Below are 18,032 nucleotides of genomic sequence, written 5' to 3'. Positions count from 1 at the left end.
AAATCCTCTTTAACAGGGTCATTAATAATCAGTTGGCGTTAGCCGCTTTCGTTTGTTCAGGGGATGTGCCGGGTTGTGATGGCGCCGGGTGGGTGGTTTCTGGAATATCTTCAAAACCCAGAATCAGGGTAAGAATGAACGACAGCACCACGGAAAGTACCATTACCGCGACAACCCAGACAATCGACAGGGGATTGGTTGGGTCAAAAAACTGGACGCTGGTAAATAAACCCGGTGAAGCCATTGAATGGCTGGCCAGACCGCCTATGCCAGCCACAGCACCGCAGATGAATCCACTGATCAAACTGGCAATCAAAGGGCGTTTTAATCGCACAGCCACGCCGTATAGCGCGGGCTCGGAAATGCCAGCCACAATAGCCGAGGCCGCCGCCGCCAGCGCGGTTTGACGTAATTCGCGGTTTTTTGTTTTAAAGGCCACCGCCAGCGACGAGCCGCCAAGCGATAAATTGGCACCAATCTCAGAAGGCATCACCATGCCTTCTTTACCCGTTTCGGCAATGGTCTGGATAATGGTGGGAGTAAAAACCCGATGCATACCTGTCATGACCAGCAACGGCCACAGCCCACCCATAATGGCCACAGAAAGCCAGCCCAGATAACCGTGAATAGTGTAAACCAGAGCGGAAATCCCGCTGCCGATCCAGATACCAATCGGGCCTATCAAGACAATGGCGATCGGCGCGGCGATCAACACGATCAACATAGGCTTAAGGAAGTTTTTTGTCACTGCTGGAGTGATACGATCCACTCCGCGTTCAATGTGAGACAAAATCCAGGTCATCACCAGCGCCGGTATCACCGTATACGTATACTTCACCGCCGTGACCGGGATAAAAGCGAAGTCGACGTGTTGCCCCTGTGCGGCTTTAGCCATGAGGTCAATAAAGTTGGGATGCACCAGCACGCCAGCAATGGCGATAGCCAGTGACATATTGGTTTTAAATTTCAGCGCGGCGGACGCAGCCACCATAATTGGCAAAAAGAAGAAGGCACCATCACCTATCACGTTAAGTATGATCAGGGTTGATGAACCTTTCTCAAATACACCAGCCATATCCAGTATCATGGCCAGTAGCTTGACCATTGAACCGCCGATAATAGCCGGAATCAGCGGTGACATAGTGCCAACCAGCGCATCCAGAATGCCGGCGCCTACGCTTTTAAGCGTCATTTTGCGTTTCACGGGCGCGGCGCTGTCCGACTGCGGTTCGCCTAATGCCAGCACGGCCTGATACGCCTTTGCTACCTCATTGCCAATGATCACCTGTAACTGAGTATCGGTACGAACAACGCCCATGATGCCGTTAATGGCTTTCAGGCCGGCAAGGTCAACCAGACGGTCATCCTTCACCACAAAACGCAGGCGGGTCATGCAATGGGTTACCGCACTGATATTAGTCAGGCCACCCAGCTTACTGACGATAGCCTGTGAAATCTCTGCATAATTTCCTGGCATGATTTTATCTCGTAGGGAAGAGGAAAGTGCGCTCGGGTTTCCGCTCTGACCGTCGTGTTGTTGTTTTACTTCGCCAGTCAGCCTGCCTTACTTTGCAACTGACCCACGGTGCGGCTAAATAGGAAACCGGTTTCACAAAATCATGAAGAGATTTCGCCTTTTAAACAAGAGTGTAAAATAGACTGATGTTATTTTTGTGATGATAATCACTTTGAGTGGCGAAGCACGCGGCACGACATTAAGGCTAAATATTTCAAATAATGAAAGGCTTAGGTAAACTCCATTTACTCAGAAGATTCTGGCAGCGATAACATGACAACCATTTCACAAGTAGCAAAACGCGCCGGCGTCTCAAAAGCGACAGTTTCGCGGGTGTTGTCAGGTAAGGGTTATGTCGGGCAGGAGAAGCGGGAACGGGTTTTGCTGGCCATTGCGGAGACAGGCTATCGACCTAATCTGCTGGCACGTAATCTGGCAAATAAAAGTACCCAAACCATCGGGCTGGTTGTAACCAATACACTGTACAGTGGCAACATTTTCAGTGAGTTAATGTCTCACTCCGCCAGAATTATGGAGCAGCAAAATCGGCAGTTGATTCTGGCCGATGGCAAACATACCGCTGATCAGGAGCGCGCTGCCATCCAGTTTCTGCTCGATTTACGTTGCGATGGCGTTATCATCTATCCGCGTTTTCTCAGCATCGATGAGCTGGATGCGATTATTTCACAGCATAAGCAGCCTGTGCTGGTCATTAATCGTCGTCTGCGAATTAATGACAGCTTCTGTATTTACAGCGATCAGCAGGCAACCAGCCAGAAGGCCGTCAGTTACCTGATTGAACAGGGCCATCGTAATATTGCATTTATTACGGGATCACTGGATTCGCCGACCAGTCAGGAGCGACTTGCGGGCTATAAAACCGCGCTTCAAACCCAGGGAATCGCAGCGAATCAGCAGTTAATTGTGCAGGGCAAATGGACGGCGCAAAGTGGGATGCTGGCGGTGAAAACATTGCTGGCGAGCGGACAGCCCTTTAGTGCTATCGTCGCCAGCAATGATGAAATGGCTATCGGGGCGATCAAACAGCTTACAGAAAATAATATTGCTGTACCTGGAACCGTCTCGGTCATTGGCTTTGATGATATTCCGCTGGCCCCTTATATCACCCCTGCGCTCTCCAGTGTTAAGTTTCCCGTTACCGATATGATCAATGACACCATTGATCGACTGGTCTTTATGCTGGATGGCGGTGAATTAACGCCGTTTACGCCCTATCAGGGCAGCCTCGTTTTGCGTGATTCCATTGCCGGCATCACCTGATGCCTTTACTGTGCTGAGTCGATCGCGACCTGTATTAACTCGATGCCTTGCGCGGTGAGTCCGGCCACCACGTCCTGAGAAAGCCCCTTTTCCGTAATGACGTGACCGGGCTGAAAACCGGAAGACAGAGGATAAGGATGGATCTGCCCGAACTTAGACCTGTCGGTCAGAACGTAGCTTTCTGCACCTTTAGCCAGTACGGCGTCCACGACATCACATCGCAGCATATCCCGGCCGGTGAAGCCGGTTTCCGGGTGCCAGCCATCTGCACCAATAAAGGCCTTATGAAAGTGCATTTGCTGTACGCAATACCGGGTTAAGGGCCCCGTCATTGATTCGCTGCGCTTTTGTAACATGCCGCCCAGGATAATGACTTCACAGGCCGCGTCTTTAAGCAGATGGCCGATATAATGGCTTACAGTGATTAACGTCAAATTTTTGCGGCTGGCCAGCTCACGTGCCAGCAGGGCGTTGGTGCTGCCCCCTTCGATCAATACAGATTCGCCATCGTTGATTTTCCCGGCTGCATAACGGGCGAGCGCCAGTTTTATCCTATAGCGGGTATGCATTCGCACACCAACGTCGTCGCTGTCTAATGCCTGAGCCGCACCGTGAACCCGACGTAAAACCCGCTTTTCTTCCAGCAGGTTGAGGTCCTGGCGAATGGTAACCTCCGACACACCGGCCAGCTCCGCCAGTTCGCTGACGGCGACGTTGCCTCGGGTATTAACCAGTTCAATAATTTTCTGCTGACGCGTGTTCATCATGGTTCTCTGCTCTGACGTTGAGTCTCACTGGGTTCAGTTTAAACCCAGCCCACGTTTACCCACTGAATTGAGATCGGCAAGGGTAAACCGGTTCCTCCAGCCAGCCTCGTAATGTTCAGGCGGAAAATCAGCAGGGGAATGACCTTGCTCAAGTGCACTCGCCACCAGATGCGCATAAGCGCGGTTTTTATCACACATTGGCGCCGCGGGAATATACATAACGTTTCCCCATCCCTGTTGATTTTCAACCGGTGCGACCGCATGGATCAGGTCACAGTGCCACCATACCGAATCGCCAGCGCTGATCGCCGGTACGGAGCATAAGCCTTTTACCAAATGCGGGTGCCATTTTTCACTAATCGGGAGTACGCGCCCCGGTTTAACACCACATAATTCATCGTCAGCGACATCCGATAACAATGGGCGCAGCAGCACATATGCCATGGCCTCCGGTACGGGAACCACGTGCAATAAGCCCTGACCCGGCATCATATCGGACAGCGCCGTCCATCCCTGAAACGTTCGGAAAGCCGAGCATTTCGTGGTATCAGGAACATCAAACTCATCCACCTCGCTGCGATGTGCGGCATGCCATGGGTCGTAATGCTCAAGATTGCCGTCAAAAATCGATCGAAAAACACGTTGGTAAGCGGGCAACAGCCAGCGTTCCAGCGCGCCGGAGTCAGTGTGTGCGCCCAACCCTTTCGAGGTCGTTCCTGGCGGTCGCCGACGAATGCGATCCGGATAAATAAGATTCACGTCTGGATCGAACCATTGCTGGCCCCCGGATTCAAACGTCCACAGTCGATTTAAACATGACTGCACCCGGGCCATTTCAGGACTCTGGCGCGCCTCCATTTGTGCCTGAGACCAGTAGATGGGATAGATTTCAGGGCGGGATGCTTCCAGGCTGCCGAAGAAATTATCGCCCGGGCCGCGGTACTGTGCATCGAACTGATTTTCGTCCAGGTAACGCAGCATGGAGGCATCCCATGCCAGCGCCTGTTCCCGAGGGAAATGCTGCTTAACCACCACACAGCCACGGCGCTTGATGCTTTCTCGGGTTTCAGGCGTCAGCCCTTGTGCGATCTCATCGGGTGAAATAACCGGCCAGGCGCTGCCGCTTAGCCGCTCTTCCGCTTTTGCGTCACTTATCGCCTGCTCGGTTCTTAGGCAAACCTGCCTGAATAAGCCTTCAACATCGCCAATCTGCTGACGAATTTGCTGTTTAAACTGGCGGATGGCGGCTGAAATATCCGTGGGTAACGCCGTGTGCTGAAGCTTTACATTCATGACTGCGCCCTTAACAGTGTTTTCATTTTACATATGAAGGTTTATTTCATTTCATTCGAAAGTCAGCACTATGTTTAACAGATTGATAGTGGTGAAAACCGGAACTGGCGCACAATGTGAGCGAACAGAAGGATTTTTGATGACTTGAATTCTCATTATCCCCTTCAACGAGTAAGCTTAAAAAGAGTGAGCCTGTTCAGGCCGGGAAAAAGGGGGGATGACAATGGCAGTAAGGATGATTGCAGTGGATATGGATGGGACGTTTCTGGACGAAAATAAGCAGTACAACGTCCAGCGCTTTTCACGCCAGTACGCCCTGTTAAAGCAAAAAGGTATTCACTTTGTTGTCGCCAGTGGCAATCAATATTATCAGCTACAGCGCTACTTTCCCGACATCAAAAACGACATTGCGTTTGTTGCCGAAAATGGTGCGTGGGTATCCGAAGGCGATGATGAAATTTTTTGTGGTGAGCTGGCAAAGAAAAGCGTGCACCGCGTGTTGGATATCCTGGCAAAAGAGCCGGATATCAGCACTGTCGTTTGTGGACGCAAGGGCGCTTATGTTCATTCTTCAATGCCTGACAGCGTTATGCAGATGCTTAACAATCATTATTACCGACTTGAAAAGCGCGATAATCTTTACGATATCGATGACACCATTTTTAAATTTTCGCTTAACCTGGCGAACGAGGGCATAGACAGCCTGATGGATCGTCTGCACAACCAGCTCGGCGAAATCGATCATATTATGCATCCGGTATCCAGCGGCTATGGCTTTATTGACCTGATTATTCCTGGCTGTCACAAGGCACATGGTATTGCTTTGCTGCAACAAAAATGGGGCATTAGCGATTGTGAGGTGGTGGCCATCGGTGACAGTGCAAACGATCTCGAAATGTTGCGCCAGGCCTGTTTCAGTTTTGCTATGGCCAATGCTGTTGAGTCGGTCTCAGCCGTTGCGCGGTTTAAAACGGAAAGCAATCAGGATGAAGGGGCGCTAAACGTGATTGCCAGAGTGCTGGCGCGGGAATTCCCTTTTGAATAACGCCGGAATGGCGGCTTTTCAGTCGTGAGCGCGGAAGGGGAGCCCCTTCAAAAACAAACTTGACGTGACGTTGTCACTTATTTTGTCTGCTTTTGATATTTTGCAACTGTATAAGGTGCTGGCAGGCGATGCCAGTACCGGACAACTAAACCGCATACAAAAACAAGTTAATGGCAATAGTTACAACATACATTAAGTGCTTTTCTTAATCCCGTCCGGCTAGATCGGCGTCGCCTTTGTCTGGGCAGGAAAATCGCGAAAAGCCCGGCCCAGGCCGGGCGGGCATTATTTATCGGCTTTCTTCTCATCCTCAGCGCCTGAAGGCTCCGTTTCAGCAACGGCCTGCCAAGGCTTGAGGAGTTGAATATCCAGAATGACGTAAACCATCGTGCTGATAAATAAAGAAATTACGCTACCGAATACGCCGCTGGTGGTGAAGGTCAGATAGTTATAGATAATCAACCAGGTCAGGCAAATGAACAGGGAAAGGGCAAGCATAATCGATGAGAGTGAATAGTTGCTGGTGCCGGCGCCTTGTTGGTGCGTCAGTTTAAACAGGTTCCCGAGGGTGTATTTTTCCAGAATCAAAATCGTTTTTTGCCAGTTACGGCGTTGGCGTGAACCGGCGCGAACAATGAACAAATACAGTACGGAGATAAAAAAACCTGAAAAGGCAATCAGTACCGGAACAGCCTCCAGAGCATACTCAATGCTTTTGTGGCTTGCACCAGCCGGACTCAGGTCCAGTGTTAATGAGGCGCCCAGTGCGGCATACAGAAAAACGAATAGCGCCAAAAAGGTTATTGTGCGCTTCCAGTCCGCCTCTGCTTCGCGGTTCTGTTGCTGGAGGGCGACGGTAAAGGCGCGTTCGATATGTTCAGCCTGAGGTGTGTGCATTTCAATCGCTTCTACCGCTTCATCCAGTAGGGCAGTGATAAAAGGTTTGTGGTCGTTGTGCAGGGGAATTTTCATAACGTCGATTCTCGTTGAAATTTCCGCTTATTTTAGTCTGCCTGAAGGGAAATGATACCTGCTTAACGTGATTAACCTTGTCAGACGGAGTCACTTAACGCGCAGCGAATGCGCTTTGCGAGCGCGGCATGATGTACACTGCTTATGAACTCACCACGAGGAAAGCGATTATGAATGACAAGAAAATGATTTCCATCGATCAGTTCAGTGATGAAGAGCGACTCGCCGTTAACGAAGTTCTTCAAAACCTGATGCAGAAGCACCGTCAACGCACCGGCAAAGAACCTGATGCAAAAAAAGAGAAAGAGCTAAACAGCGAAGCCCGTCAGCAGGTCATGGCCGATAAACTTCTTAATGAAAAGCTAAAAGCAGAAAAAGAAAGTAAAAAACCGCTCAGGAAAAAGAAACCCTCTTCACTTACCGCCAGCGAAGTCGGCGATTTCAACTGGTCCGCCTCAGTGGCTAAAGGCCGCAGAAGATAAAGTAACGCCCAGTCGCGCTAAGGCCTGACGATATAACATGGATCGTTGGGCCGTGTGGACCCGGCCAAATCATCGGCATGAGTCATTTTAACGGCAATAACAAATAAAGGGTAAAAGTCTTAAAAATTAAAGCGCAGGGCGTTTTTTGTGGATACACTGCGCTAAATATATTGTCAATTACGCGTGCGAATGACCTATTACTCACCTGATGATCATCATCTCAAAATGCGATCCACGCGATTTGTCCGTCGCATGTTTGCCATGCGCCAGCTTGGCACGCTTTTATGTTTTTTGCCGATTGCATCCGTTCTCCTGGAGCTGGGGAAAGAACCAGCGATATTGGTATTACTGATTAGCAACGTTCTTATCTGGCCTTATCTGGCATACCGCCTTGCCGTAACATCACGGGACTCCACCGCGCGGGAGCGTTCAAATTTAACGCTGGATGCCGCATTTGGCGGTATCTGGATTGCGCTGATGGCCGTGAGTCCTATGCCGTCCTTTGTCATCATCGCGGTTTTGATGGCCGACCGTTACGCCGCAGGCGGCTGGCCTCAGCTGCTCTCTGCTGCGCAGGCATTTCTGTTTGCCTTTATTCTGGTATGGACCATGGAAGGCGCGCCGGTTTTGATGGAGTTTAGTACGCGCACAGCATGGCTGACCCTTCCACTGGCCACATTCTATATGTTGGCACTCAGCGTTGTATCACACAATTTGACGTTGAGCCTGCGTCAGAAGAACCGTGAGCTGGAGAGAATTGCGCTGATGGATCCCGGTCTGGAAATCCCTAATCGTCGTTTGTTCGAACGCCGGCTTGAAAGCGAGCTGTTGCGCACCTTACGGGGTGATACCAGAGCGTATCTGATATTGATAGATGTCGACCATTTCAAAAACGTTAATGATACGTTCGGTCATGAAGCCGGAGATTTTTTGCTGGCTGAAATTTCCGGCCTGTTACGTAACAGCGTGGGGATGAAAGACATTCCGGCACGGTTTGGCGGAGATGAACTTGGCGTCATCATTCGTGATTCAAATGACGTTGACATCATCAGACTGGCCGAATCGCTTCAAAGCAACATTGGGCAATTGCGCCTGCCTGCTTCTGTAACGTTCAGGTGTTCAGTCAGTATTGGCATTGCCAGTGCTGATAAAGCCGACTCAATACATGAGTGGCTGCGGCGCGCTGATAAAGCGTTATATGAAGTGAAACGATCAGGGCGGAATGGCCTGAAATTATGGCGGGCCTGAACCCCAGCGGAACCACGCATTACGAGGAGTGATAACGTTCACCTGTTGTCCATCATCATACTGTTATTAATGCCGCCTCCTCTGAGGCGGCATAAGTATCAGATAGCCGGATAGTCGCCAGTGCCTTCAGGCCAGGGCGTGAGCAGGTCAAAACCCGTCTCGGTGACGGCGACGGTATGCTCCCACTGGGCAGACAGAGATCGATCTTTTGTAACCACCGTCCAGCCATCAGAAAGCACGCTGGTCCCTGCTTTTCCAGCATTGATCATGGGTTCGATGGTAAAAATCATGCCTGCCTGTAAAGGCATCCCTTCTCCCGGCGTGCCGTAGTGAAGAATTTGAGGATCGGTATGATAAATCTCACCGACGCCATGACCGCAATATTCGCGAACGACGGAGAAACCCGCGCGCTCAGCAAGGCGCTGAATAGCGGCGCCAATATCGCCCAGTGTCGCGCCCGGGCGAACCGTTTTAATACCTGCAACCATGGACTGATAGGTAATATCCACCAGCCGTTTTGCGCGTACGGATGGCGTCCCCACAAAATACATGCGGCTGGTATCGCCATACCAGCCATCTTTAATAATGGCGACATCGATATTCACAATATCACCTTCTTTCAATGACTTGGCAGCCGGGATGCCGTGGCAAACAACATGGTTCACGGAAGTACAGGTGGTACGAGTGTAACCGTGGTAACCGATATTGGCGGGCGTAACGTTGAGTACATTGACAATATAATCATGACAGATATCGTCCAGTTGCTCTGTTGTGATCCCCGGGCGTACATGAGGGGTGATCATCGCCAGCACCTGGGCGGCAGCGTGCCCGGCAGCACGGGCTTTTTCAATCTCTTCTGCAGAGTGGATCTTAACGTTCCCCATTACACTTCTCCTTGTGGGGTTAAATCGGCATGATGTAATACCTGGCGAATATCGGCACCGCCGTTCATTTCAATGCGGATTAATGTTTGAGCAAGCTCGTGTTGTGTCAGCTGGGGATACAGCTCGGCCAGCATGCCAAGTTTTAACCAGTGCTCAGCCTGCGCATTTATTGAGCGGCTCATCGCCTGGCTGGCGATGCGTAAGTTTTCATGCATCAGATCGGATATTTTAACAATGCCCATGCGAAGCCTATATGGAATGTATACGTTTTATATAAAGGTTACGCTTTTTGGGATGACAGTTAAAGCTGAATTAACCGGCCGTAAAAAATGCTGACAGCGCCATTCTTCCAGTAGCGCGATAAATTTCTAACTTAATGGCGCAGTCTGATTGCGTATCTACTCTGTTCTAATCCAGGGCCTTTTATTGGCGTGCCGGGCAGATTTAGTCTTTGATATGACCGATAAGCAAAGTCAGACATCATTCTCTGACCGGGTTAAACGTGATAAACCCATGGGGTATTATCCAGATTAACTTTTCATGTTACTTAGTGGATCATAAACCATAATCTACTGTTGAAATCAGCGCTATTGTCGCATCACGCCTGTTCCGTTTTGGCTATCGTGCTAATGTCTGCCATTCATGAGTTGGGTACAAGCAGACAGAGGTTTGTTTTTTCTGGTTGTTGCCCCAGCTACAGTTACAGGCCGGGTGCGGATGTCCGTTGACCAGACCCGATGTAGATTGTGCAGAGCGGCGGTAATGTGTGGGAGGTTAAACGCAGGCGGTGATATTTTATCCAGGGCTTTTACTTTTTAAAACAGCATGATAACAGGATACGCGTGTCCACATTGCACTCAACCACCGGGATTAACCTTATGAGAGCACTCTTCGTTACAGGGCTGATCTTTGCGCTAGCCGCATGCTCCAGCTCAGTGGGTCGCAACGTTGATACAGCAACCGTTCAGAAAATCAGGCCAGGCCTGACAACCCGAGCGGATCTGATCGCGATGTTTGGCCCGCCTGACACGGAATCCCCGTATCCTAACGGACAACAGTTACTGATGTGGAAGTACAGTAAAGCCAGAGCGCTGGCTACCTCGGCAGGTGAAACGCTCACGGTACAGACAAAAAATGGCAAAGTGTTTAACTACACCTTCAGCAAAAGCTGACGTTTTATCCCGATATCTCTGCGCACAATAAACGCGTGATTGTATTGCCAGGTTAGCACGATTGGGAGCTGTGCAGGGCGTTAACGTATTCCTCTTCCTTCAGGAGGAATGTGATGAATAAGCCCATCGTGCCAAGTGGCACCGGAAAACGTACTCTGAGAATTGTCGGTATGGCTGGTGAGCTGGCCGAGGTCATAGATAATATTTTGCTGTCCTCATCAACTCAGACAGGCCATTTTTCAGGTCTGTATTGCCGTTAGCCAGGTGGACACTGCCACGCAAGCGCACACTGCGCTTGTTGAAGCGTTCTCTTCAGTCTCGCCATCCTTATCTAGGCAGATACAGGGTAGGGTGGAACCCTTCCGCACTGCGCGCCCGCCTTGTCATTAACGTGTTTTCCGTTGTCTCGTCAGTGACGACGGGGCAACACCATGTCGCGGTAGCTGCACAGCGCCGCGTAAAGCCCACCCCACCTTTCTGCATGTTACGTGCCATCCAGTAAACACCTCAGTCCCTTCTGAAAATCCCGACAGCAATGCCAGTGTGAAGAAAAACGTCTCTCATTACGAATGTCACGGGGAAGTGCAGTGTCTGTTTCGGCGTTTACAAGAGTCATGCCTCACCCTTAATTTTTCTCAGAATCAGCACAGCGACGTCTTTGTGACTCCAGACTTAACAGGTCTGGAGTCACAGCCGTCAGAGAGGTAGAATCTGCAATACGGCTTTATTATTCGGAAAGTGCAGTGGCTGAAATCAGCATAAATACAAGGTCGCCCCATGTCGGCCATCACGTCATGGTATGGCTGGAGCAGGTCAGAAGGGCTTCGCTGTCTGAAGTCGATAATTTTGGTGACGAGGGCACGGTCGAGCAGGTCATTAAGGTCTGGGTAAAGCTGTCATTACTCGTTACGCGTCGCCGCCCTGAAATCGCGATTTCCTCCCTTCTCAGGCATGTCTTACCGAATATTGGCTCACTCCCGCTGAAAAGCCTGACGCGATTACGACTAAACAGACTCTATAACATACTGATCTCAGAGGGTAAAAAGGAAGAGGCGCGGCGCGTATTCGCTTTGACAAAGCAGTTTTTATCCTGGGCAGAAATGCAGGGTTATCTCGAGCATTCCCCTGTTGCTTCAATGAGAAAACGTGACATTGCAGGCCGTGCAGCCTCACCGCGCAGTCGACAGTTGTCGGATGCAGAGATTTGGGTGTTTTGGCATGGGCTGGACAACTGGGCGCTCTCTGAACAGGCCCGTTGGGCACTGCGGCTTTGTCTGGTGAGCGCGCGACGACCAGACGAGATCGTTCAGGCTCGAAAAGCAGAATTTAATTTACAGTCAGGGCTGTGGAAACAAGGTACACGGAACAAATCGCAACGTGAACATACGTTGCCGGTCTCTTCCCTGATGCGCCTGTGTATCGAGTCACTGTTAAAGGCCAGCGATCCTGCTTCGCCCTGGCTGGTGCCGGCACCGCGGGATGTGATGCAACCGCTGTCAAAAGGTGCGCTCAATCAGGCTCTGCGACGAATGTTACGCGCACCGCGCGGACTGGGACTGGAACATTTTACACCACGTGACTTGCGGCGAACGGCACGCTCAAAGTTATCAGCACTGGATACACCCAACGACGTGGCGAGAAAAATCATGAATCATGCATTAGAAGGGATAGATCGTGTTTACGATACGCATGACTATGTCGTGCAGATGCGCGCTGCACTGGAAAAGTATTCGGAATCATTACAGGTAATTATCAACAGCGATAGTTACCATTTTCTACATCATCGTTATGATGGTGAAAGACTGAAATTAGACAGTTCATCTGTCATGGTCATGAGCCTTTAACGGGATAGTCTGGCTGTATTCAATAAAAAAGCGGTGTCCTCATCAACACCGCTTAATTATGTCAGATCAGGAAGTCATCGAGAGAACCGCCTGCATCCAGGGCCTTTTTAATAGGCGATGGTGTACGGCCCTGACCTGTCCATGATTTCTTTTCACCGTTTTCGTCGGTATATTGATATTTAGCCGGGCGCGGGGCACGTTTAGCTTTTGTTTTAGTTTCTGTAGGTAAATCCATCAGCTCTGAAATATCGATGCCATCATTCATCAGCATTTCTTTATATTTAGCCAGCTTATCTGCTTTTTCACGCAGCAGGGCTTGCTCAGCTTCTTCTTCTTCACGGCGTTCAGCGACAACGACAGAAAGCTTTTCGAGCATCTCATTTAACACATCAAGCTCAATTTCCCGAGCTTGTGCGCGTAAAATACGAAGGTTATTTAATGCTTTGAGCGCATCCATTGATTAATCCTTAAATTACAGCGAATATTTTAAACAGCGCCATTCTACGAAAAATAATCACAGAAGGAAATATCTCTTCAGTCCGAAATGTACAAATTTGTTTCTGTGAAGATTATTACTGATTTTCAGAACCTGAGAAACGGCATAAAGTTTAGGAATACATTGATGTTTTAAACATATTCAAACCGTCTCATGCCAATGAAAGGCGAGCAGGTTCTACACAACATGAATTATACATTGTCTTTTAATAAGTTAAAAAATCAATAAAAATCAAAACCTAATACCGGGCTATCTTGATTTATCGTTGCGTTGCAAACCTGGTAGGATGTGATTTGTCTCGTCAGAGAGAAATGATAACGTATAGTTAATAATGTCCACCCTTAAATAAAAGCATGTCTGAGCGGCCAAAATGCCTTACGATAGAAACCGCTATTGAAGATAACGTTTTGTTATGTGTAAATCCTGATGTTGATGCCAGACATCCCTTAAACCCTCCATGACCCGAACGTTGCAGCTGTTGGCTGCTTTGCGAAGGTAAGAAGTGGCTTTAGCCTGTCTGAGTAAAATAACATTCCGGATTTCGCTATTACGAAAACCTGATGAAGCAACCTGTAACCTGTGCCAGGCTTTATACCAGGCTGAACGTTTTTTCTGTCAATCCAACGGCCCTAAGTCGGTATTATCTGAAGATATGCGAAGCGTCAATAAGGGCAATCACGATCCCATCACCGTTGTTAATTACAGCTTTTACCTCTTTGCGCCATATTGTTTGAACCTGTAGTCCACATTTTTCAGATAATAACCGCATTATATATAAGGAAAAAAGGCATAAGTGAGTGTGAGAGATAATTCTGTTCACACGGTGGTAAACGGATTGCTCATAAATATCCCAGTCCTCTGGTTGCAACGTTATGTCACGCGCTCTGGTTCAGAAGTGCTGCGCCCGACTTGCGCTAAAACATCCCCATTATCAACAGAATACACACATCGGCTTTTCTGGTGCCTTTAATATAAATGTTAACAATAACTTGCAATGATAATATAAATGAGTATATTTCTCATTTGTTTTTACATTTTGTTTTTGCCCTTAATCCTGATGGCCAGCCCACACAGTAGCCAACTGGGGCTGATGCAGGGCAGTAGCTGCTAAAAAAAGAAAAAGAGGCGTTAGAATGTTTCTGAATATCCCCCTCCTGAACAGGGATCGCGTGAAGCCCACTTTTCCTCTGATTCCCTCACGCTTATCACTTTTGGCAACTCTGGTGGCAGGCGTATCTTCACCAAATGCGTTTGCAGAGACGCCAACGGATGTGAATACGAGCAACCCGACGCTTATCGTTACTGCGGCTGAACACCCGGTTTCAGAAAATACTCCCTCGGACTACAGCGTACCTGTCACCCGCGCGGGCAATAAGTTACTTTCGACCGTGCGCGATATTCCTCAGTCTGTAAGCATCATCAGCGTGCAGCGCATGAAAGACCAACAGCTACAGTCGTTAAATGATGTTCTCGACAACACCACGGCTATTCAGACCAGCACAGCGGATATGGATCGTAAGACCTATTATTCTCGCGGGTTTTTAATCGACAATTATCTGATTGACGGTATTCCTACTGTATTCGAAGAACGCTGGAATTTGGGTGATGCTCAGACGGATAGCGCATTATATGAACGCATTGAAGTGGTCAGGGGCGCAAACGGGTTATTGACCGGTGCCGGTAATCCTTCCGCTGCCGTTAACATGGTACGTAAACATGCCAACCGTCATCAGCCAGAAGGCGAGATATCCGCCAGCTATGGCAGCTGGAATAAACAGCGTTACGTTATGGATGTGCAGTCCCCGTTGAATGCTGCAGGAAATGTTCGGGGCAGAGTGATTGCGGGTTATCAGGATAATAATAGCTTTATTGAGCGTTATGGTGCTGAAAAGAAATTTGTTTACGGGGTAATTGATGCCGATCTCAATGACGCGACCACATTATCTGCAGGCTATGAATTTCAGCAGCTGAATACTGACAACCCAATGTGGGGCGGTTTACCGCGTTGGTACACAGACGGGAGTAAAACCCATTTTCGTCGCGGCTTTAATACCGCCCCTGACTGGACTTACAACGATAAAGAGAGCAGAAAACTCTTTGCCCGGCTCAAACACACTTTTACAAGTGGATGGCAATGGACCCTTAACGGTACGCACGATCGGTCAACGCTTAACAGCAAAATGATGTATATCGCCGGCTATTTTGACAAAAATACGGGGGCAGGCGTTTCTCCCTATGCGGATTATCCTGTCGTTGCGGGCACGGGATATAATTCAGCCAAACGTCAAGTCGATGCTGTGGATACGTTTGCCAGCGGCCCTTATCAACTCTTCGGGCGCACCCATGAATTGATGGTCGGTGTTAGCTACAGCAAACAAAAAAACACCTACTACGGTACTTTTGCCAATATCTCGCCACAAGAATTGGGGAATTTTAACCTTTTTGACGGCCAGTTCCCGGAAACGGATTGGGCGGCGCGTACCCTGTCCCAGCAGGATATTACCCGACAAACCTCGGGCTACCTTGCCACCCGTATTTCACTGGCGGATCCGTTAAATCTGATACTGGGCGCACGTTACACCCGTTGGAGCAAAAATACGCTGACCAACGATATGGAAGAAAATAACATCACGCCTTATGCGGGTCTGATTTATGACATTGATGAGAACTGGTCAACGTACGCCAGCTATACTTCCGTGTTTCAACCGCAGTCGTATCGTGATCGCTCAGGTGCCTATCTGGCGCCGGTTATTGGTAAGAACTACGAAGCCGGCGTTAAATCTGACTGGTTTGACAGCCGCTTGACCACGTCATTCTCGATCTTTCGGGCTGAGCTGGATAATGTGGCGCAGACCACCGGTCGCATTATTGCGGGTACCACCGAGTCAGCGTATGAAGGCAAAAATGGCACGGTAAGCCGAGGAATTGAATTCGAAATTAACGGCGCAATCACAGATAACTGGCAGATGACCCTGGGAGGCACGCGTTATATTGCCGAACAGCGTGATGGCACGGCGGTAAAACCCGACTTACCGCGAACGCAGTTTAACCTCTTTACGCGCTACCGTTTACCCCTGTTCCCTGATCTGACTGTGGGTGGCGGAGTGAAATGGCAAACGCACGTCTGGAGCGATAATTCGGCACCGGAAGGAAACGGAACGTGGCGTGCAGAGCAGGGCAGCTATGCGTTAGTCAATTTATTCAGCCGCTACCAGGTGACGAAAAATTTTGCTGTTCAGGGCAATATTAATAACCTCTTTGATAAAACCTATGACACGAATGTTGCGGGGGATATCGTTTACGGTGAACCCCGTAACGTCTCAGTGACGGCCAGCTACCGTTTCTGAAGACGCCGGACTTTCATCAGTGAGCGCCTCATCCGGGGCGCTTGCGTCCCCTGCTTTTTCCCCCTCGCCCCGGCGCAAATCGCTGATCCATCACGTTTTGACGTAATTGCCAGGCCAGAAAGTCGGAGATTTGCGCTACACTGACCAGCGTTAATCCTCCATTCTGCCGCTATGATAGCGCTGTCTGAGGCAAACTAATTCACCTGGAAGAAGTATGAAAATCAGATTCCTTTCGGCTAATGAGCAAAAACTGGCGGAGGTGCGTGAAATCCTGGAGCCAGTGGGCGTCGAAGTCTTGCCGATCGCTCGTCGTATTGAAGAAATTCAAACAGAGAATGAGCTGGATTTGGTGCGGGACAAACTCACAAAAGCCTTCTCAATTATTGGGCGTCCTCTCTTCGTTGAGCATACCGGACTTTATCTCGATGGACTGAATGGCCTGCCTGCGGGGCTGACGCGCATATTCTGGAACCGGCTGGATGCCGATCGTTTTGCCTCCCTTGTTAATGGCCTTGATAGCCAGGGCGTCACGGCCAAAACCGTACTGGGCTATTGTGACGGGCGCAAAATGTATCAGTTTTACGGCGAATTACGTGGCACTATTGCCGCAAAACCGGCGGGCCCGCGTGGTTTTCAGTGGGACTGCGTGTTTATTCCTGAAGGCTACGATCAAACCTTCGCTGAGATGGGCGACAAGAAAAATGAAATCTCAAACCGTCGCATTGCACTGGACCGCTTCGCGTCCTTCTTAAAAACAGCACGAGGCGTGGCATGAAACCTGAACTGAAGCGGGCGTATGACTCCGGTAAGCTGATACTCTTTGCCGGTGCAGGCCTGTCCCGCAATCTTGGCCTGCCAGAATGGCATGAGCTTATTGCCCATCTGGCCAACGAGCTGGGGTACGATCCCAAAATTTTTAATACCTATGGTACGCACCTCTCCCTGGCCGAATACTATAAGCAAAAAAAAGGATCGCTAGGGCCGTTAAGAAGCTGGATGGATCGCGAATGGCATCGGCCGGATATTGATGTTCGTAGCTCTGAAATTCACACCATGATCACGCAGGGCAACTTTTCACGTATCTATACCACCAATTATGACCGCTGGCTGGAAGCGGCACATGAGGCGCACGGTGTGCCTTACTCAAAAGTCGCGAATGCGGCCGATCTGGTGTCATTAACTGAAGACAAGCGCCACATCATTAAACTGCACGGCGACTTTGATGATGATACCTCCATCGTTTTGGATGAAAGCAGTTACTTTGAGCGCCTCTATTTTGATTCGCCGCTGGATATCAAACTGACCCATGATGTCATGGGGAATTCGGTGTTGTTCGTGGGCTACAGCATCAGTGATTTTAATATTCGTCTGCTGTTTTATCGCCTGACCAAAATGTGGGGGCGCACGGGCCTGGCCACTGCGCGTCCCAAGTCGTACCTTTTCACTAACCGCAATAACCCGGTGGCAAAAGAAGTGTTGGGCCAGTGGGGCATTGAAATGATCGTCTCTGAAGAAGACGATCCTCGAAAAGCCCTGGCCGATTTTATGCAAGCGCTTCTGGCGTGATGCGCGGGGCGGGGCTGACCATGTCGCTGTAAAATCTGAACCGCATGACAGGTTTATCGGGCATGGTGATTCTTCTCTGGGAAATGCGGATTACTGTGGTATGCTGTATAAATACACAG

The 18,032-nt window shown here is 49.5% G+C and carries 16 protein-coding genes; 9 read left to right on the top strand and 7 right to left on the bottom strand.

The annotated features are described in order from the left end of the window. Nucleotides 1-28: 28 nt before the first annotated feature. Entirely contained in the window at nucleotides 29-1,477 is a 1,449-nt protein-coding gene (ascF, locus tag GKC68_RS22375; protein ID WP_089528357.1) for a PTS cellobiose/arbutin/salicin transporter subunit IIBC, read from the bottom strand. Nucleotides 1,478-1,789: 312 nt separating this feature from the next. On the opposite strand from ascF, the gene GKC68_RS22370 reads away from it, so the two are divergent. Then, nucleotides 1,790-2,797 (top strand): LacI family DNA-binding transcriptional regulator, encoded by a 1,008-nt coding sequence (locus GKC68_RS22370; protein WP_110982718.1) that lies wholly within the window; start codon nucleotides 1,790-1,792, stop codon nucleotides 2,795-2,797. 5 nt (nucleotides 2,798-2,802) lie between these two features. Here GKC68_RS22370 and GKC68_RS22365 read toward each other — a convergent pair whose 3' ends face one another. After that, complete coding sequence (locus GKC68_RS22365) at nucleotides 2,803-3,561, bottom strand: DNA-binding transcriptional regulator YciT (RefSeq protein ID WP_247104998.1); 759 nt, start codon at nucleotides 3,559-3,561, stop codon at nucleotides 2,803-2,805. A gap of 36 nt (nucleotides 3,562-3,597) precedes the next feature. Continuing rightward, nucleotides 3,598-4,857 carry a DUF1479 domain-containing protein gene (locus GKC68_RS22360; protein ID WP_247104942.1) on the bottom strand — a complete coding sequence of 420 codons (1,260 nt, stop codon included), beginning with the start codon at nucleotides 4,855-4,857 and terminating at the stop codon, nucleotides 3,598-3,600. A 223-nt stretch (nucleotides 4,858-5,080) separates the two neighbouring features. On the opposite strand from GKC68_RS22360, the gene GKC68_RS22355 reads away from it, so the two are divergent. Continuing rightward, complete coding sequence (locus GKC68_RS22355; RefSeq protein WP_028722586.1) at nucleotides 5,081-5,902, top strand: Cof-type HAD-IIB family hydrolase; 822 nt, start codon at nucleotides 5,081-5,083, stop codon at nucleotides 5,900-5,902. A 285-nt stretch (nucleotides 5,903-6,187) separates the two neighbouring features. Here the strand turns inward: GKC68_RS22355 and GKC68_RS22350 are convergent, their stop codons facing one another. Then, nucleotides 6,188-6,874, bottom strand: a complete 687-nt coding sequence (locus GKC68_RS22350) for a hypothetical protein (RefSeq protein WP_028722585.1) — start codon at nucleotides 6,872-6,874, stop codon at nucleotides 6,188-6,190. 170 nt (nucleotides 6,875-7,044) lie between these two features. On the opposite strand from GKC68_RS22350, the gene GKC68_RS22345 reads away from it, so the two are divergent. Further along, nucleotides 7,045-7,356, top strand: a complete 312-nt coding sequence (locus GKC68_RS22345; RefSeq protein WP_014333049.1) for a hypothetical protein — start codon at nucleotides 7,045-7,047, stop codon at nucleotides 7,354-7,356. Nucleotides 7,357-7,545: 189 nt separating this feature from the next. Beyond that, entirely contained in the window at nucleotides 7,546-8,604 is a 1,059-nt protein-coding gene (locus GKC68_RS22340) for a diguanylate cyclase (protein WP_047713485.1), read from the top strand. Between the two features lie 98 nt (nucleotides 8,605-8,702). On the opposite strand, the gene map is transcribed toward GKC68_RS22340, so the two are convergent. Together map and GKC68_RS22330 are read right to left on the bottom strand one after the other, a co-directional pair. Next, complete coding sequence (gene map / locus GKC68_RS22335; protein ID WP_028722582.1) at nucleotides 8,703-9,488, bottom strand: type I methionyl aminopeptidase; 786 nt, start codon at nucleotides 9,486-9,488, stop codon at nucleotides 8,703-8,705. Further along, nucleotides 9,488-9,730: a ParD-like family protein gene (locus tag GKC68_RS22330; protein WP_013028065.1), complete on the bottom strand. Its 243-nt coding sequence runs from the start codon at nucleotides 9,728-9,730 to the stop codon at nucleotides 9,488-9,490. Before GKC68_RS22330 ends, map begins: the two co-directional genes overlap by 1 nt. Before the next feature lie 636 nt (nucleotides 9,731-10,366). Between GKC68_RS22330 and GKC68_RS22325 the strand changes: the two genes are divergently transcribed. Beyond that, entirely contained in the window at nucleotides 10,367-10,660 is a 294-nt protein-coding gene (locus GKC68_RS22325; protein ID WP_033766331.1) for a hypothetical protein, read from the top strand. A 743-nt stretch (nucleotides 10,661-11,403) separates the two neighbouring features. Continuing rightward, nucleotides 11,404-12,504, top strand: coding sequence for a site-specific integrase (locus GKC68_RS22320; protein WP_047713468.1), 1,101 nt, complete (start codon nucleotides 11,404-11,406; stop codon nucleotides 12,502-12,504). 61 nt (nucleotides 12,505-12,565) lie between these two features. Here the strand turns inward: GKC68_RS22320 and GKC68_RS22315 are convergent, their stop codons facing one another. Then, nucleotides 12,566-12,961 carry an H-NS family nucleoid-associated regulatory protein gene (locus tag GKC68_RS22315; RefSeq protein ID WP_013028069.1) on the bottom strand — a complete coding sequence of 132 codons (396 nt, stop codon included), beginning with the start codon at nucleotides 12,959-12,961 and terminating at the stop codon, nucleotides 12,566-12,568. Between the two features lie 1,172 nt (nucleotides 12,962-14,133). On the opposite strand from GKC68_RS22315, the gene fhuE reads away from it, so the two are divergent. The 3 genes from fhuE (at nucleotide 14,134) to GKC68_RS22300 (ending at nucleotide 17,913) form a co-directional block, all read left to right on the top strand. Further along, entirely contained in the window at nucleotides 14,134-16,347 is a 2,214-nt protein-coding gene (gene fhuE, locus GKC68_RS22310) for a ferric-rhodotorulic acid/ferric-coprogen receptor FhuE (protein ID WP_342656941.1), read from the top strand. A 214-nt stretch (nucleotides 16,348-16,561) separates the two neighbouring features. Then, complete coding sequence (locus tag GKC68_RS22305) at nucleotides 16,562-17,122, top strand: non-canonical purine NTP pyrophosphatase (protein WP_028722578.1); 561 nt, start codon at nucleotides 16,562-16,564, stop codon at nucleotides 17,120-17,122. After that, nucleotides 17,119-17,913: an SIR2 family protein gene (locus GKC68_RS22300; protein ID WP_013027795.1), complete on the top strand. Its 795-nt coding sequence runs from the start codon at nucleotides 17,119-17,121 to the stop codon at nucleotides 17,911-17,913. The genes GKC68_RS22305 and GKC68_RS22300 overlap by 4 nt, the downstream gene beginning before the upstream one ends. Nucleotides 17,914-18,032: the final 119 nt, after the last annotated feature.

Source organism: Pantoea sp. RSPAM1 (assembly GCF_038816185.1).
Taxonomy (GTDB): Bacteria; Pseudomonadota; Gammaproteobacteria; order Enterobacterales; family Enterobacteriaceae; genus Pantoea; species Pantoea ananatis.
This window is presented reverse-complemented; position numbering and strand designations above follow the sequence as displayed.

Bases quoted from the DNA above. Each gene is read 5' to 3' on its own strand.
- GKC68_RS22300 (WP_013027795.1), top strand. From the start codon at position 17,119: ATGAAACCTGAACTGAAGCGGGCGTATGACTCCGGTAAGCTGATACTC.
- GKC68_RS22330 (WP_013028065.1), bottom strand. From the start codon at position 9,730: ATGGGCATTGTTAAAATATCCGATCTGATGCATGAAAACTTACGCATC.
- map (WP_028722582.1), bottom strand. From the start codon at position 9,488: ATGGGGAACGTTAAGATCCACTCTGCAGAAGAGATTGAAAAAGCCCGT.
- GKC68_RS22345 (WP_014333049.1), top strand. From the start codon at position 7,045: ATGAATGACAAGAAAATGATTTCCATCGATCAGTTCAGTGATGAAGAG.
- GKC68_RS22325 (WP_033766331.1), top strand. From the start codon at position 10,367: ATGAGAGCACTCTTCGTTACAGGGCTGATCTTTGCGCTAGCCGCATGC.
- GKC68_RS22305 (WP_028722578.1), top strand. From the start codon at position 16,562: ATGAAAATCAGATTCCTTTCGGCTAATGAGCAAAAACTGGCGGAGGTG.
- GKC68_RS22350 (WP_028722585.1), bottom strand. From the start codon at position 6,874: ATGAAAATTCCCCTGCACAACGACCACAAACCTTTTATCACTGCCCTA.
- GKC68_RS22370 (WP_110982718.1), top strand. From the start codon at position 1,790: ATGACAACCATTTCACAAGTAGCAAAACGCGCCGGCGTCTCAAAAGCG.
- ascF (WP_089528357.1), bottom strand. From the start codon at position 1,477: ATGCCAGGAAATTATGCAGAGATTTCACAGGCTATCGTCAGTAAGCTG.
- GKC68_RS22360 (WP_247104942.1), bottom strand. From the start codon at position 4,857: ATGAATGTAAAGCTTCAGCACACGGCGTTACCCACGGATATTTCAGCC.
- GKC68_RS22315 (WP_013028069.1), bottom strand. From the start codon at position 12,961: ATGGATGCGCTCAAAGCATTAAATAACCTTCGTATTTTACGCGCACAA.
- GKC68_RS22355 (WP_028722586.1), top strand. From the start codon at position 5,081: ATGGCAGTAAGGATGATTGCAGTGGATATGGATGGGACGTTTCTGGAC.
- GKC68_RS22340 (WP_047713485.1), top strand. From the start codon at position 7,546: ATGACCTATTACTCACCTGATGATCATCATCTCAAAATGCGATCCACG.
- fhuE (WP_342656941.1), top strand. From the start codon at position 14,134: ATGTTTCTGAATATCCCCCTCCTGAACAGGGATCGCGTGAAGCCCACT.
- GKC68_RS22365 (WP_247104998.1), bottom strand. From the start codon at position 3,561: ATGAACACGCGTCAGCAGAAAATTATTGAACTGGTTAATACCCGAGGC.